The 15359-nt window shown below is 62.0% G+C and carries 9 protein-coding genes and 2 pseudogenes; 3 read left to right on the forward strand and 8 right to left on the reverse strand.

Going from position 1 to position 15359, the window contains the following annotated elements; genetic code table 11:
- Positions 1 to 36: 36 nt before the first annotated feature.
- From AC245Y_RS30925 to AC245Y_RS30955, 7 genes and pseudogenes are all read right to left on the reverse strand, one after another.
- Positions 37 to 798 (reverse strand): ABC transporter ATP-binding protein, encoded by a 762-nt coding sequence (locus AC245Y_RS30925; RefSeq protein ID WP_017996332.1) that lies wholly within the window; start codon positions 796 to 798, stop codon positions 37 to 39.
- The gene (locus tag AC245Y_RS30930; protein WP_017996331.1) at positions 795 to 1835 is read right to left on the reverse strand and encodes a FecCD family ABC transporter permease; all 1041 of its coding nucleotides are present in this window, start codon (positions 1833 to 1835) and stop codon (positions 795 to 797) included. The genes AC245Y_RS30925 and AC245Y_RS30930 overlap by 4 nt, the downstream gene beginning before the upstream one ends.
- On the reverse strand, positions 1832 to 2857 hold the full coding sequence (locus tag AC245Y_RS30935) for an ABC transporter substrate-binding protein (RefSeq protein WP_003562760.1): 1026 nt from the start codon (positions 2855 to 2857) through the stop codon (positions 1832 to 1834). The genes AC245Y_RS30930 and AC245Y_RS30935 overlap by 4 nt, the downstream gene beginning before the upstream one ends.
- A 132-nt stretch (positions 2858 to 2989) precedes the next feature.
- A pseudogene (locus AC245Y_RS30940) lies at positions 2990 to 3256 on the reverse strand (DNA-binding protein); the annotation flags it as partial.
- A 79-nt stretch (positions 3257 to 3335) separates the two neighbouring features.
- Positions 3336 to 4199, reverse strand: coding sequence for an alpha/beta fold hydrolase (locus AC245Y_RS30945; protein WP_017996329.1), 864 nt, complete (start codon positions 4197 to 4199; stop codon positions 3336 to 3338).
- A 2-nt stretch (positions 4200 to 4201) separates the two neighbouring features.
- Positions 4202 to 4483: a hypothetical protein gene (locus AC245Y_RS30950; protein ID WP_003562757.1), complete on the reverse strand. Its 282-nt coding sequence runs from the start codon at positions 4481 to 4483 to the stop codon at positions 4202 to 4204.
- Positions 4484 to 4557: 74 nt separating this feature from the next.
- Complete coding sequence (locus AC245Y_RS30955) at positions 4558 to 5019, reverse strand: hypothetical protein (protein ID WP_017996328.1); 462 nt, start codon at positions 5017 to 5019, stop codon at positions 4558 to 4560.
- 209 nt (positions 5020 to 5228) lie between these two features.
- Here AC245Y_RS30955 and AC245Y_RS30960 point away from each other — a divergent pair, with 209 nt between their 5' ends.
- Both AC245Y_RS30960 and AC245Y_RS30965 read left to right on the forward strand, forming a co-directional pair.
- Positions 5229 to 11528, forward strand: a complete 6300-nt coding sequence (locus tag AC245Y_RS30960; protein WP_003562755.1) for a HAMP domain-containing protein — start codon at positions 5229 to 5231, stop codon at positions 11526 to 11528.
- 10 nt (positions 11529 to 11538) lie between these two features.
- The gene (locus tag AC245Y_RS30965) at positions 11539 to 13215 is read left to right on the forward strand and encodes a response regulator (RefSeq protein ID WP_003562753.1); all 1677 of its coding nucleotides are present in this window, start codon (positions 11539 to 11541) and stop codon (positions 13213 to 13215) included.
- Positions 13216 to 13217: 2 nt separating this feature from the next.
- Here the strand turns inward: AC245Y_RS30965 and AC245Y_RS30970 are convergent.
- Positions 13218 to 13403, reverse strand: a pseudogene (locus AC245Y_RS30970) (type II toxin-antitoxin system ParD family antitoxin); the annotation flags it as partial.
- 187 nt (positions 13404 to 13590) lie between these two features.
- Here AC245Y_RS30970 and treZ point away from each other — a divergent pair.
- Positions 13591 to 15351, forward strand: a complete 1761-nt coding sequence (gene treZ, locus AC245Y_RS30975) for a malto-oligosyltrehalose trehalohydrolase (RefSeq protein ID WP_409566627.1) — start codon at positions 13591 to 13593, stop codon at positions 15349 to 15351.
- Positions 15352 to 15359: the final 8 nt, after the last annotated feature.

A 15359-nucleotide genomic window follows, 5' to 3' on the forward strand; every position in this document is an offset into this window, starting at 1 on the left:
GGCCGCGGAACTGTCATTTCGGTGACGGTTTCACCGTCACCTGAGATAATGGATATGCGGGCGCGCATGATAGGGAGAGGCCTCGATGCGCGTCTCGACGGAGAAGACGTCACGCAGAAGGTCTTCGCTCAATACATCCTGCGGTGCGCCGGAGGCAACGATCCTGCCTTGTTGCATGATGATCAGTTGGTCGCAAAACATGGCGGCATGGTTGAGATCGTGAAGGGCGACGATGCTGGTGATCGGCAGGCCGGAGACGAGCCGCATCAGGCCAATCTGGTGCTGAATATCGAGATGGTTCGTCGGCTCGTCGAGGATCAGCTCCTCGGGCGATTGGGCGAGCGCCCTTGCGATATGGGCCCGCTGTTTTTCGCCGCCCGACAGGCTCTGCCAGCGATCGTCGCGCTTCTGCGCCATGCCGGCGCGCGCCAGCGCCTCTTCGACTGCTTCCTCGTCGGTCTTCGTCCAGCCCGAAAACATCGACCGGTGCGGGAACCGGCCGAGCTTGACGACGTCGACGACCTTCAGATTGGCATTTGTCGTGGCGTGCTGCTCGACGAAGGCGATGCGCCTGGCGATCGAGCGGCGGCTGATCGTGCCGATGTCGCTCCGGTCGAGCGTGACCCGGCCGGAATGCGGCCGCTTCAGGCCGGCCAGAAGCCGCAGCAATGAGGTCTTGCCCGAGCCGTTTGGCCCGAGCAGACCAAGCATCCGGCCGGGCTGCGCCTCCATGGAAACGCCATCGAGAATGGTCTTCTTGCCAATTTTCCAGATGAGGTTGTCGGCTTTGATGCTCATGATGCGCGCTGGAACCGGTAGAGGATGATAGAGAAGAAGGGGACGCCCATCAGGGCCGTGACGACGCCGATCGGCAAGATCTGATTGGGAATGAGGGCGCGCGCGGCAATGTCGGCGAGCACCATGAAGATCGCTCCTGCTATGGCGCAGGCTGGCAGCAGGCGCACATGCAGCGGCCCGACGACAAAGCGGGCGACATGCGGGACGACGAGGCCGACAAAGCCGATCGACCCCACCATGCTGACGATCGTCGCCGTCATCATCGCCGTGAGCGCGAAGAGCACCATGCGCGCGCGGCCGACATTGACGCCGAGCGAGGAAGCCGCCTCGTCGCCGAAGGTGAAGGTGTCAAGCACGCGGGCATAAAACAGGCAGCCGATGAGGCCGATGCCGACGACAATCGAGACCAGCGCGAATTCCGGCCAGCGCACACCGCCGAAGCTGCCGAGCAGCCAGAACATGACGTCGCGGGCCTGCTGCGCATTGGCCGAGGTGGTGACGATATAGGACGTGGTGGCGTTGAAAAGCTGCGAAGCGGCGACACCGGCAAGGATGGTGCGATCCGCGCCGCCGCGCGTGCCGTTCGAGAGCAGCGCCACGAAGAAGAAGGCCGCGAAGGCGCCTGCAAAGGCGCCGGCCGAAAGCGAGACCGCGCCGGCGCCGATCCCGAGAATGACAATTGCGACGGCGCCAGTCGAGGCGCCGGCGGAGATGCCGAGAACATAGGGCTCGGCAAGCGGGTTGCGCAGCAGCGACTGCATGATCGCGCCCGACAGCGCAAGGCCCGCGCCGCAGAAGGCGGAAACGAGCGCCCGGCTGAGACGATAATCCCAGATGACGGTCTCGTGGATGCGGTTCAGTTCGACCGCGGTCCATCCCAGCCGGTTGGTGACGGCCGAAAACGTGGTCGCAAGCGGGATCGGCAGGTCGCCGATCCCGACGCTGACGCCAATGGCGATAGCGATGAGGCAGAAAGAGGCGAGGAGCAGTGCGAGGACGGCTCCCAGCTGCCGGAAGATACGGCCCGCTTCCGTCACTTCAACAGACCGAGAGCCTTCAACTGGCCGGCCACCTGTTCAGCGCCGTAGACCGTGCGGACGGTCGGGTTCATCGCCTGGCCGTCCATGATCACGATCGCCTTGTTCTTGACGGCAGGGATCTGGCTGACGGCCGGATCGGTGTTCAGGAAATTGATCTTGGCCTCCGGCTTGTCGAGCTCCCAGCGGTTGCGGTCGAGACTGGCGACGACGATGATGTCGGGATCGGAGGCGATGATGCCTTCCCAGCCGAGTGTCGGCCATTCCGCTTCCGCTGATATCGCATTGTGTCCGCCGAGCAGGTCGGCGATGAAGCCGGACGCGCTGTTCTTGCCGCCGAGATAGGCATCGGCCGACGGGCTGGGGCTGGAGAACCAGAAGACGTAGGAAAGGTTCTTGCCGTCCTTCGAAACGCTGGAGCGAAGCTTGGCTTCGCGCGCCTTGAAGTCGGCGATCAGTGCCTGGCCGCGATCGGCGACGTCGAAGATCTGCGAGAGTTCATCGATTTCCTTATAGAGAAGATCCATGTTCCACAGCTCGGCGCGGCTGCCGTACTGGTCCTTGACGTCCTTGGTGCTGAGGCAGGTGCTGGGCGAGAGATAGGTCGCGACGCCCACCTTGTCGAAATCTTCGCGCTTGGCGATCTTGCTGTTCGGCCCGACCAGGCTCGGCAAGGCCACCGCCACGAAGTCGGGATTTTCGGCGAGCATCGATTCGAAGGTCGGCATCTCGACGGTCAGAAGCTTGACCTTGGCATTGGCTTCGGCGAGCTGCGGCAGGACCTTGCTCGGCCAGAAGGCCGTGCCGGCCATCTTGTCCTGAAGGCCGAGCAGCAGCAGGATTTCAGCGCTGTTCTGGCCAAGGCCGATCGCCCGTTCGGGTGCCTTCTGGAAAGTCACCTGCGCGCCGCAGTTTCCCAGGCTCAGCGGATAGGTCGTCGAACCGGCCAAAGACGGATTTGCGGCAAGGCCGATCATGGCGGAAAGGCCGCAGGCGGCCAGAAGCGATTTGAGGCTGGTCACGAAGTTTCCCCGGTGAGTGAGTACATCCGGCCGCCGTATAGCCTCAGAAACGGGCGGAAAACAAGACCACAAAAATCAACTTATCTCAAAATTGACAGCGCTTTTGCTGCCGGGCTACGTGCCATCACCCGCTAAACTGCAGCGATGCTCGTCATTGCGAGCCAGTGCCGGAACCAGCGGATCGAGATCGTTTATCGCCGCGCCCACCATGTCCGAGCGGCTGAGAAGCTGCGCCAACGATCCAGCGTCCGTCGTGGCTGAAAGCGCCTCGGCCAGCTCATTTGCCGGGACATTCGTAGAAATGCGCTCCAGCGCCGACGTCGCGCGTCGCAGAAACGCACTCCTGATGGAGTTCGGTTCTTCCTGCACAGTGAAGGGACCGGATACGTGATTGTCCACTGAGTGGCTCCTTGGTTGACAAGGTATTTTTGTGGCTCATGATCATATCAAGTCAACCATGTAACGAAGCCGGCGCTCATCAGTGAGCTCCAAAAAACTCCCTCATCGCCCGGGAGAGCGCATATGGATTTTCCTCGGCCACGTGGTGACCGCTCTCTATGCCGAAACCTCGCACATCATTCGCCCAGCTTCGCCAGATGGCGACAGGATCGCCATAGATCTTTTCCAGGTCGTCCCTGAGCGACCAAAGGCACAGCATGGGGCAGGTCACTTTCCTGCCGGCGTCGCGGTCCGCGCTGTCGTGCAGATGATCGATGCTGAGGCCGGCGCGATAATCCTCGATCATGCCATGGATCACAACGGGATCACGGATGACGTCGAGCAGGTCATCATAGGCCTCCGAACCCATCAGCCTGGGTGACAGCTTGTCGTACCAAGCTAGCGGATCGGCTGAAATTGCGCGTTCGGGTTTTTCCGGCTGGGCAAAGAAAAACCAGTGATACCAGTCTCTGGCAAAGGTCCAGTCGGCGCGCTCCAGATGCTCGATAACAGGAATGGCGTCCACGATGACGAGCTTGCGCACGCAGGCGGGATGATCCATCGCCATGCGGAACGCCGTTAAGCTTCCACGGTCGTGTCCCGCTACGAAGAAGCTTTCGTGTCCCAATCGTTTCATCAGCTCGACGAGGGCGTGAGCCTTGGCGCGCTTAGAGGAATTGCTGCTATCCGGAGCGTCGCCCGGCTGATAGGAGCGGCCGAAGCCAGGAAGATCGGGACAGACGACGTGGTAGCCCGATGACAAGAAATCTGCAGCTTTGCCCCAGGTCATATGGGTCCTTGGGTGGCCGTGGAGAAGAAGAACGGCTGGCCCCCATCCTCCGTGACGGACACGAAGCGAGCCTGCTGCGGTGTCGATCGCATCCAGGGTGAAGCCATCGAACATCTTCAGCTCAGCTTTCCCACGAGCTTGGCATAGTCCGAAAATGTCAGCCGTTCGCCTTTCCTGCCTGCCTCCTCGGCGAGCTGCAGCACACGGATGGGAAACAGGATCGCGGCGCGGTTGGCACCGGACAGTTCATGGTCGTCATCGTCTTCGATTGCCTTCTTGGCTTTCGAGAGCGCGGCATTGAGTTCTTGGCTGGTGAGCAATTCTTTCTCGACGATCGCATCACAAATCGACGCCATGGCCATGATCAGGCCCTTGAGCTGGAGGTTGGCCGTATTCATGAGAACTCCGAGGAAACGATGGATGGGACGATGGCGCTCCGGCTCATCGCCGATTGCGCCGCGGCATTGCTACGTCAGTCCGGTTGAACCGGCCGGATCGTATCGACGGCGACGGCGCCCTCGAGGATCCCGCGCGTAATATCGCGCCTGTTCCGGTCGATCTCGATCACGGTGTAAAGCTTGTCGTCCCGAAAGGCGCTGGCATTGACCGTGGTGACATCCTCGGCGGGAGCCGCATCCACTTCCATGAAGTCGAGCTCACGAGACGCGGCGACGATCCTGGCGTCACCGGGCGTTCTGGCGGCAACGACGACAGTGCCGTGTCCGGGGGAATTGTCCCATCTCGGATCGTCGGGTGCGGCGATCGGCTCCAACCGGTAGATGTTGAGCATCTCGCCGCCTATGTCGGACGACGCTTGCGCAGCATCCTCGATTTGCGCCTGGCTCTCGACCGACTTTCCGAAAGTGGTCGGGCTGGTCGCGTTATTGATTTCTTCCTTGCCTGTCCTTGAGACGTTCGACATGTCGCTCTCCATTGTCAGAACGGTAACGACAGCCGGCAGCAAAGTGTTCCGCGCACGAAAAACCACAAATTTGACTGGAGCGGTTTCGGGCGAGCATTTCCGATATTTGCAACTATCAGGCTCATTTTGGGTGGTGAATCATGTTAGGATGAACGCGGGACGGCCCATACCATTTTCTGAGTTGAGCACTAAATTACCAGTCGTCGAATAGGGGGATTTTCGTGAGCAACCAAACTAGCGAATTCGCGCGCGACAGCGTTGCGGTAGATAGCCTCAATGGGCATGACCACAAAACGATGGCGTTCGACGACGCCAGCGCGCTTCTGGAAGTCCTTGTCGCGGTTAGGCGCGGCGACTTTTCCGTACGGATGCGGTCCGACCTGACAGGTCTCACCGGCAAAGTCGCCGATGCCCTCAACGACATCATTGCCGCCAATCAGCGCATGGCCCAGCAGCTCGAGCATGTCGGGCAGGTGGTCGGTCGGGACGGGCGAACGAGCACGCGCGTACGCTTCGGCCTGTCGGACGGCTCCTGGTCTGAAATGGAGGGATCGATCAATGGTCTGATCGACGATCTCCTGTGGCCGACGACAGCTGTTACGCGCACGATTACGGCTGTCGCCAAGGGAGATCTCTTGCGGACCGTGCCGCTCGACGTCGACGGGCGGCCGCTCAAAGGTGAATTCCTGCGCTCGGCCGATATCGTCAATACGATGATCAAGCAGTTGAGCGTCTTCACCTCGGAAGTAACGCGCGTCGCGCGCGAGGTCGGCACGGACGGAAAACTCGGCGGCCAGGCGCAGGTGCCGGAGGTGACCGGCGTCTGGAAGGACCTCACCGAAAGCGTGAACTCGATGGCGTCGAACCTGACGGCGCAGGTGCGCAACATCGCCGAAGTGACGATCGCCGTTGCCAATGGCGATCTTTCCAAGAAGATTACCGTCGACGTGCGCGGCGAGATCCTGCAGCTGAAGGAGGCGATCAACACCATGGTCGACCAGCTCAGATCCTTCGCCTCGGAAGTGACGCGCGTCGCCCGCGAGGTCGGCACCGAAGGCAAGCTCGGCGGACAGGCGCTGGTGCCGGGTGTCGCCGGAACCTGGAAGGACCTGACCGACAGCGTCAATGCCATGTGCGGCAACCTGACGGCTCAGGTGCGCAACATTGCCCAGGTGACCACGGCCGTGGCGCGCGGCGACCTGTCGCGCAAGATCACCGTCGACGTCTCGGGCGAAATCCTGGAGCTGAAGGAAACCATCAACACGATGGTCGATCAGCTCAACGGCTTTGCCGGCGAGGTGACGCGTGTGGCGCGTGAAGTCGGCACAGAGGGCCGCCTCGGCGGTCAGGCGCAGGTGCCAGGCGTCGCCGGCACCTGGAAGGACTTGACCGATAACGTCAATTCCATGGCCTCGAACCTCACCGCGCAGGTGCGCAACATCGCCGAGGTCTCGACTGCGATCGCCAACGGCGACCTCTCGAAGAAGATCACCGTTACGGTGTCTGGGGAGATCCTCGAGCTGAAGGAAACGATCAACACGATGGTCGATCAGCTGAACGCCTTTGCGTCGGAAGTGACCCGCGTGGCCCGCGAAGTCGGCACCGAAGGCCGGCTCGGCGGCCAGGCCAACGTGCGCGGCGTCGCCGGCACCTGGAAGGATCTAACTGAGAACGTCAACTCGATGGGCGGCAACCTGACGGCGCAGGTGCGCAATATCGCGGAAGTCTCGACTGCCATCGCCAATGGCGATTTGTCGAAGAAGATCACCGTCGACGTGAAGGGGGAGATCCTCGAATTGAAGGAGACCATCAATACGATGGTCGATCAGCTGAACGCCTTTGCCTCGGAAGTGACCCGCGTCGCCCGCGAAGTGGGCACGGAGGGCCGGCTCGGCGGCCAGGCGAATGTGCGCGGCGTTGCCGGCACCTGGAAGGACCTGACAGACAGCGTCAATTCCATGGCTTCCAACTTGACCGGGCAGGTGCGCAACATCGCCGAAGTCGCGACCGCCGTCGCCCAGGGAGACCTGTCCAAGAAGATCACCGTGACGGTGTCGGGCGAAATCCTCGAACTGAAAGAGACCATCAACACGATGGTCGATCAGCTCAACGGCTTTGCCGGCGAGGTGACGCGTGTGGCGCGCGAGGTCGGCACGGAAGGGCGGCTCGGCGGCCAGGCGAACGTGCTCGGCGTCGCCGGCACCTGGAAGGACCTGACCGACAGCGTCAACTCAATGGCGGGCAATCTGACGGCGCAGGTGCGCAACATCGCCGAAGTCTCGACTGCGATTGCCAATGGCGACCTGTCGAAGAAGATCACGGTGTCGGTCTCGGGTGAAATCCTCGAGCTCAAGGAAACGCTGAACACCATGGTCGATCAGCTGAACCGCTTTGCTTCCGAAGTCACCCGCGTTGCCCGCGAGGTCGGCACCGAGGGCAAGCTCGGCGGCCAGGCGCAGGTGCCAGGTGTCGCCGGCACCTGGAAGGATCTTACCGAAAACGTCAACTCCATGGCCTCCAACCTGACCGGCCAGGTGCGAAACATCGCCGAAGTGACGACGGCGGTGGCCCGCGGCGACCTGTCGCGCAAGATCACCGTCGACGTGAAGGGGGAAATCCTCGAACTGAAAAACACCATCAACACGATGGTGGACCAGCTCAACGCCTTTGCCGGCGAAGTGACGCGCGTCGCCCGCGAAGTCGGCACCGAAGGCAAGCTCGGCGGCCAGGCGCAGGTCTCCGGTGTTGCCGGCACCTGGAAGGACCTGACCGACAGCGTCAACTCCATGGCCGGCAACTTGACGGCGCAGGTGCGCAACATCGCCGAGGTGGCTACCGCTATCGCCAACGGCGACCTGTCGCGCAAGATCACGGTCGACGTGCGCGGCGAAATCCTGCTCTTGAAGGATACGCTGAATACCATGGTCGATCAGCTTCGCTCCTTTGCCGGCGAAGTGACACGTGTTGCCCGCGAAGTCGGCACCGATGGCAGGCTCGGCGGTCAGGCCGTCGTTCCCGGCGTCGCCGGCACCTGGAAGGATCTAACCGATAACGTCAACCTGCTCGCCGCCAATCTGACGACCCAGGTCCGCAACATCGCCGAAGTGACGACGGCCGTGGCGCGCGGCGACTTGTCGCGCAAGATCACCGTCGACGTGAAGGGGGAAATCCTCGAACTGAAGAACACCATCAATACGATGGTGGACCAGCTCAACGCCTTCGCCGGAGAAGTGACGCGTGTTGCCCGCGAAGTCGGCACCGAAGGCAAGCTCGGCGGCCAGGCGCAGGTGCCGGGCGTTGCCGGAACCTGGAAAGACCTGACCGACACCGTCAACGTCATGGCCGCCAACCTGACCGAGCAGGTGCGCGGCATCGTCAAGGTGGTGACGGCGGTGGCGAACGGCGACCTCAAGCAAAATCTCACCGTCGCATCGAAGGGCGAGGTGGCAGCCCTTGCCGAGACCATCAACAACATGACCAACACGCTCGCGACCTTTGCCGATCAGGTGACCACGGTTGCGCGTGAGGTGGGCGTGGAAGGCCGCCTCGGCGGTCAGGCGAATGTTCCAGGTACTGCGGGAACCTGGAAGGACTTGACCGGTAACGTCAACCTGCTGGCAGCCAACCTGACGACGCAGGTGCGCGCCATCGCCGAGGTGGCGACCGCCGTCACCAAGGGTGACCTGACGCGCTCGATCAAGGTCGACGCGCGCGGCGAAGTGGCCGAGCTCAAGGACAACATCAACACGATGATCGATAACCTCAGGCTGACCACCGAGCGCAACACCGAGCAGGACTGGCTGAAGACCAACCTGGCGCGCTTCACCAACATGCTGCAGGGGCAGCGCGACCTGACGCTGGTCGGCAAGATGCTGCTGTCGGAGCTGGCGCCTCTGGTCGGTGCCCATCAGGGGGTCATCTACCAGGTGGATTCCGACGAGCGGCAGCCGATCTTGTCGCTGCTCTCTGTCTACGCGAAAGGGGGCGAGGCGGCGCACCCGGCGCGGCTCGAATTCGGCCAGGGACTTGTCGGCCAGTGCGCCAGCGACGCCCGCCGCATCCTGGTCACCGACCTTCCCGACAATGTCGTTCCGATAAGCTCCGGCGTGTTCACGACCTTGCCGAGGAGCGCCATCGTGCTGCCTGTGCATTTCGAGGGGCAGGTGAAAGCAGTGATTGAGCTGGCCTCCGTCGGCGAATTCACCGAGTTGCAGCTGTCCTTCCTCGATCAGCTGACGACATCGATCGGCATCGTCCTCAACTCGATCGAAGCGACGATGCAGACCGAAGGCCTGCTCAAGCAGTCCCAGCAGCTTGCCGCCGAGCTTCAGACGCAGCAGCGCGAGCTGCAGCAGACTAACGAGCAGCTCGGACAGAAGGCGCAGCAACTGGAGGAGCGCAACGTCGAAGTCGAGGCGAAGAACCAGGAAATCGAGCAGGCCCGGCGCGCGCTCGAGGAAAAGGCAACCGAGCTGGCGCTGACATCGAAGTACAAATCCGAATTCCTCGCCAACATGTCGCATGAGCTGCGCACGCCCTTGAATTCGATCCTCATCCTCGGCCAGCAGCTGGGAGAAAATCCGGATGGCAACCTCTCGGGCAAACAGGTCGAGTTCGCAAAGACGATTCACGGCGCGGGAACCGATTTGTTGAACCTGATCAGCGACATCCTCGACCTGTCGAAGATCGAGTCCGGAACAGTCTCGGTCGATGCCGAGGAGATTTTTGTCAGCAACCTGCTCGAGATGATGGCGCGGCCATTCCGGCACGAGGCCGAAAACCGGGACCTGTCGTTCTCGGTCGATGTCGGCGCCGATGTTGCAAAGAGCCTCATCACGGATTCGAAGCGACTGCAGCAGATCCTCAAAAACCTGCTGTCGAATGCCTTCAAGTTCACCGCGCAGGGCGGCGTGACACTTCGCGTCGCGTCGGCAACGAGCGGCTGGTCGTCCGATCATCCCTCCCTCAAGCACGCGCCTTCGGTCATTGCCTTCGAAGTCGTCGATACCGGCATCGGCATACCGCCTGAAAAACAGCGCATCATTTTCGAGGCGTTCCAGCAGGCGGACGCTTCGACGAGCCGCAAATACGGCGGCACCGGCCTCGGCTTGGCGATCAGTCGCGAACTGGCGAACCTGCTCGGCGGCGAAATCCAGCTGCGCAGCACCCCCGGTATCGGCAGCACCTTCGTCCTCTATCTGCCGCTCACCTATGTCGGCGCCGGCGCGGCTGCCCCCAAGACCGTTCCGTCGGCAAATGTCGTAGAATTCGCCGAGGCGGCAGCAAACCGCCGCGCCGAAAAGCCGATCGAACATGTTGAAGACGATCGCCATCAGATAGAGGCCGGCGACTCCGTGCTGCTCGTCGTCGAGGACGATGCGCATTACGCCCGCGTGCTGGTGGATCTCGCCCGCGACAATGGATTCAAGGTTCTGGTGGCGATGCGTGGCAGCGATGCGCTCGCACTCGCGCAGGACTACAGGCCGGCGGCGATCTCGCTCGACATCTTTCTGCCCGATATGCTCGGCTGGACGGTGCTGAGCCAGCTCAAGCAGAATCCGCAGACGCGGCATATTCCGGTCCAGATCATCAGCCTCGACGAGGATCGCCAACATGGGCTGACCCGCGGCGCCTTCGCCTTCATGAGCAAGCCGACGACACCAGAAGGCCTTGGCAAGGCACTGTCGCGATTGAAGGCCTATGCACAACCGCGCCGCAAGCATCTGCTGCTGGTGGAAGACAACGAGGCCGAGCGTCTGAGCGTCACCGCCCTTCTCGGACATGACGACATCGATATCACCAGCGTCGGCTCCGGATCGGAGGCTCTCGCAGCCCTTCGGCAGAATGCCGCCGACTGCGTGGTGCTCGACCTTTCCCTTCCCGACATGTCCGGCTTCGACGTGCTGGAGCAGATACGCGACGACGCCGAGATCGGCGAGGTGCCGGTGGTCGTCTTCACCGGCCGGGAGCTTTCCGCCGAGGAAGACGCGGCACTGCACAGCATGGCCCGCAGCGTCGTGGTCAAGGGGGTCGAGTCGCCCGAACGTCTCCTGGATGAGACGGCCTTGTTCCTGCACCGGGTGGTCGCCGACCTGCCGGCCGCAAAACAGGCGACGCTGCAGGAACTGCACAGCTCGGATGAGGATCTTGTCGGCGAGACCGTGCTGCTCGTCGACGACGATGCCCGCAACATCTTCGCGCTGAGCAGCGTCCTCGAACGCCGGGGAATGAAGGTCCTGACCGCGACGACCGGCAGCGAAGCCATCGATGTCATCAACAACGAACCCTCTGTCGCGATCGTGCTGATGGACATCATGATGCCTGGAATGGACGGCTACGAGACGATGCAGCTCATCCGTTCGGAGCCCCGGTTCCGGCGGCTGCCGATCGTGGCGCTGACGGCCAAGGCGATGAAGGGCGACCGCGAGAAATGCCTGGAAGCGGGCGCATCCGACTATCTGGCGAAGCCGGTCAATACCGAACAGCTTCTGTCGGCTCTTCGCATGTGGCTGCATCGCTGAGGACCTCGCCATGAACCCCGTCAACATCCTCCTCGTCGACGACCAACCGGCAAAGCTCCTGAGTTACGAGGTCATTCTCGAAGAGCTCGAGGAAAACCTCATCAAGGCGCAATCCGCTCGCGAAGCCTTCGAGCACCTGTTGCGCACTGAAATCGCGGTGATCCTCGTTGATGTCTGCATGCCCGAACAGGATGGGTTCGAGCTCGTCAGCATGATCCGGCAGCATCCGCGCTATCAGAACACGCCGATCATCTTTGTTTCCGCCGTGATGCTGGCGGAACCCGACCGGCTGCGCGGCTATGCTGTGGGCGCGGTCGACTACGTCTCTGTTCCGATCGTCCCCGAGGTGCTGAGAGCCAAGGTGCGGGTCTTTGCCGAGCTCTACAGGAAGACGAGGGAACTCGAACGCCTGAACGTCGAGCTGGAGGCCCGCGTTCACCAGCGCACCGCCGAGCTCGAGGCTTCTGCAGCGCAGTTGCGTGAGCTCAACGAGGAACTCGAGCACCGGATCGATCAACGGACGCGGGAGCGCGAAGAGGCGCTCGCACAGCTGTTCGAGGCGCAGAAGCTCGACACGATTGGCCACCTGACGGGTGGCGTGGCCCACGACTTCAATAACCTCCTGATGGCAGTTCTCGGCAGCCTGAATCTTCTCAAGAAGCGGCTTCCGGCCGATGAACGCAGTGAACGCCTGGTGACGAACGCGATCCAGGCGGCCGAACGCGGCACGGCGCTCACCCAGCGCCTGCTTGCTTTCGCACGCCGCCAGGAGCTTAAGCCGCAGGCGGTCGACTTCTTCAGGCTGTTCGAAAACGTCGAGGATCTTCTCGCCAAGGCGGTGGGGCCGCGCATCGAAATCCGCAAAAGCATCCCGGCGGATCTGGCACCCCTCCTGGTCGACAGCAACCAGTTGGAACTGGCGTTGCTCAACCTGTTCGTCAATGCGCGGGATGCGCTCGAAAGCGGCGGAGCCGTGACGGTTGCCGCGGCGGCAGCCGAAGAAGCCCGGCCGGCCAGCCTTGCAGGCGGAAATTACATCAGGATATCGGTGTCGGACGATGGCGAGGGGATGGACGAGGCAACGGTCTCGCGTGCCGCCGAACCGTTTTTCACCACCAAGGGGGTCGGCAAGGGCACCGGTCTCGGCCTGTCGATGGTGCATGGCCTGGCGGCGCAATCCGGTGGCTCGATCCAGATATCAAGCGTTAGGGGCAAAGGCACGACGGTTTCGCTGTGGCTGCCCGTTGCCGAAACCTTCGTCAAGGTGCAGCCGGCTGTCGAGCCTCCGGCCCCGGAGCCCTTGAAAATCGCGTCGCGGCCGCTTGCCATTCTCGTTGTCGACGACGACGCCCTTGTGAGGACGGGAACCGTGGCGATGCTGGAGGATCTCGGGCACCTGCCACAGGAAGCGTCTTCCGCTTCCCAGGCCTTGGAATTCTTTGCCCACGGGCAGGATTGCGATCTCGTCATCACCGATCATGCCATGCCGGGCATGACGGGCGCCGAGCTTGCGCGTCACCTTCGCTCCTCCTTTCCAGGCCTGCCCATCATCCTTGCCTCAGGCTATGCCGAAATTTCCGAGGACCATGGCCTCGGCCGGATGCTGCGGATGAAGAAGCCATTCACACAGGAACAGCTTCAGGCGGCGATGGATCAGGCGCTCTCGGGCAAAGTCGCGGCGGCCTGAGGGTCGAAGTGGGCCCTAATTTCTGTTCGCAGCCAATGATCGACGGCATTCTCGCGTTCCTGCAAAGCCCGCAGTCCCTCGCGTGTGACTTCGCTCTCCGAGGCGTAATCACCGTTGAACACCCGCTGTTTAACGCGCTTCGCCATTTCCACGGGCAACGTGATGCTCATTTGTTGCGTCGAACGCATCATCACACTCCTATTTTTTGCAGGTTTACAGAAATCGATAGGATGGAATCATACTCGTTGGGTCTCTTCCTGAGGGCACCTCGCGACGGAGGCCGCTTTGCGCTCTTCGTGCGTGCGAAACTTTTTGCCCTGACAAAAGTTACCCAGATCCCATCCCAATTTCATCGAAGGCTTTCCTTTGACCCAAATGACGTTCGGACCGGCATCCACTGAAGAGGGCATTCTATTCCGCCTCTGGGCTCCCTTGCATGAAAGCGTGTTGTTGAAGATCGAAGGCGCTGATCCGCGGCCAATGCAGGCGGCCGGGGACGGCTGGCACCACTCTACAGTCGCGGATGCCAGTGTCGGTACGAGCTACCGCTTCATCCTGCCGGACGGTCTCGAAATACCCGACCCCGCCTCGCGGTTTCAGCCGCAGGATGTGCACGGACCGAGCGAAGTGGTCGACTTTTCCTTCTATCGCTGGAAGACGAGCGACTGGACGGGACGGCCCTGGGAAGAGATGGTGATCTATGAGATGCATATCGGCTGCTTCACGCCGGAGGGTACTTTCAAGGCCGCGATCGAGCGGCTCGACCATCTGCGAGCTTTGGGCGTCACGGCGCTGCAGATCATGCCGCTGAGTGAATTTCCCGGCCGTTACAGCTGGGGTTATGACGGGGTGCTTCCCTATGCTCCGGACAGCAGCTACGGCCGGCCGGAAGATTTCATGGCGTTGGTGGACGCAGCGCACCAGCACGGCATCTCGGTTTTCCTGGACGTGGTCTACAATCACTTCGGGCCGGACGGCAATTACATCCCGGCCTATGCACCGCTCTTTACCGATCATCACAAGACGCCCTGGGGCAACGGTATCAATTACGACGGCGACGGGTCGGAGATGATCCGCGAATTCATCATCGAGAACGCCATCTATTGGATCACCGAGTTCAGGCTCGACGGTTTCCGCTTCGATGCCGTGCATGCCATCAAGGACGATAGCTCCGAGCATCTGCTTCACGCGCTTGCCCGCCGCGTCAGGGCCGCGGCCGGCGACCGGCATGTTCATCTGATCGTCGAAAACGAGGAGAACGACAGCGACCTATTGCAGCGTGACGAAAACGGGGAAGTGAAGCTGTTCACCGCCCAGTGGAACGACGACGTGCACCATGTGTTGCATATCACCGCCACCGGCGAAACCTTCGGCTATTATGCCGATTACGCTGGTGACGCCGGCAAGCTCGGTCGGGCGCTGGCGGAAGGTTTCGTGTTTCAGGGGGAACACATGCCTTATCGCGGCGGAAGCCGTGGCAAGCCGAGCGGCCATCTCCCGCCCACCGCTTTTATCTCCTTCATCCAGAACCATGACCAGATCGGCAACAGGGCGCTGGGGGATAGGGTTCTGGCTTCGAGCCCGGCTGATGTCGTCAAGGCGGTCGCCGCCATCTACCTGCTGGCGCCTGAGATCCCGATGCTGTTCATGGGGGAGGAATGGGGCGCCACAGAACCTTTCCCCTTCTTCTGCGATTTCGACGAGGATCTGAACGAGAAGGTCAGGAAAGGCCGTCGCGAGGAGCTTTCCCGTCTCCCGGGCTTCGACGCTGACGACCTTCTAGACCCGACGGCGCCATCGACCTTTGCCGCCGCCAAGCTGGACTGGTCGAAACTCGCCTCTTCCGAGTTAATCGGTTTTTACAGGATGCTTCTCGACCTCCGGCACCGCAGGATCGTGCCTTTGCTGAAAGGCGCTGGCGCCGGAACCGCGGTCTATCGCTCGGCGGAAAGCGCGCTCGCGGTGGATTGGACCCTGGCGCAGAACCGGCGTCTTCATCTGCAGGCCAACCTCAGCGCCGAGGCGGTGCCGCTCGTCTCGCCGCAGGACGACGGCGAGACGATCTTCGGTCTCGGCGGCAGCGACGGCGGCGATCTCGCACCCTGGACGGTGATTTGGAAAATCAGCGAGGCGTAACGGCGTGC

The sequence above is a fragment of the Rhizobium sp. SRDI943 genome, from assembly GCF_057653695.1.

Excerpts from the sequence above, each read along its gene's own strand:
- AC245Y_RS30925 (WP_017996332.1), bottom strand. The coding sequence starts at position 798 with ATGAGCATCAAAGCCGACAACCTCATCTGGAAAATTGGCAAGAAGACC.
- AC245Y_RS30945 (WP_017996329.1), bottom strand. The coding sequence starts at position 4,199 with ATGTTCGATGGCTTCACCCTGGATGCGATCGACACCGCAGCAGGCTCG.
- AC245Y_RS30950 (WP_003562757.1), bottom strand. The coding sequence starts at position 4,483 with ATGAATACGGCCAACCTCCAGCTCAAGGGCCTGATCATGGCCATGGCG.
- AC245Y_RS30955 (WP_017996328.1), bottom strand. The coding sequence starts at position 5,019 with ATGGAGAGCGACATGTCGAACGTCTCAAGGACAGGCAAGGAAGAAATC.
- AC245Y_RS30965 (WP_003562753.1), top strand. The coding sequence starts at position 11,539 with ATGAACCCCGTCAACATCCTCCTCGTCGACGACCAACCGGCAAAGCTC.
- treZ (WP_409566627.1), top strand. The coding sequence starts at position 13,591 with ATGACGTTCGGACCGGCATCCACTGAAGAGGGCATTCTATTCCGCCTC.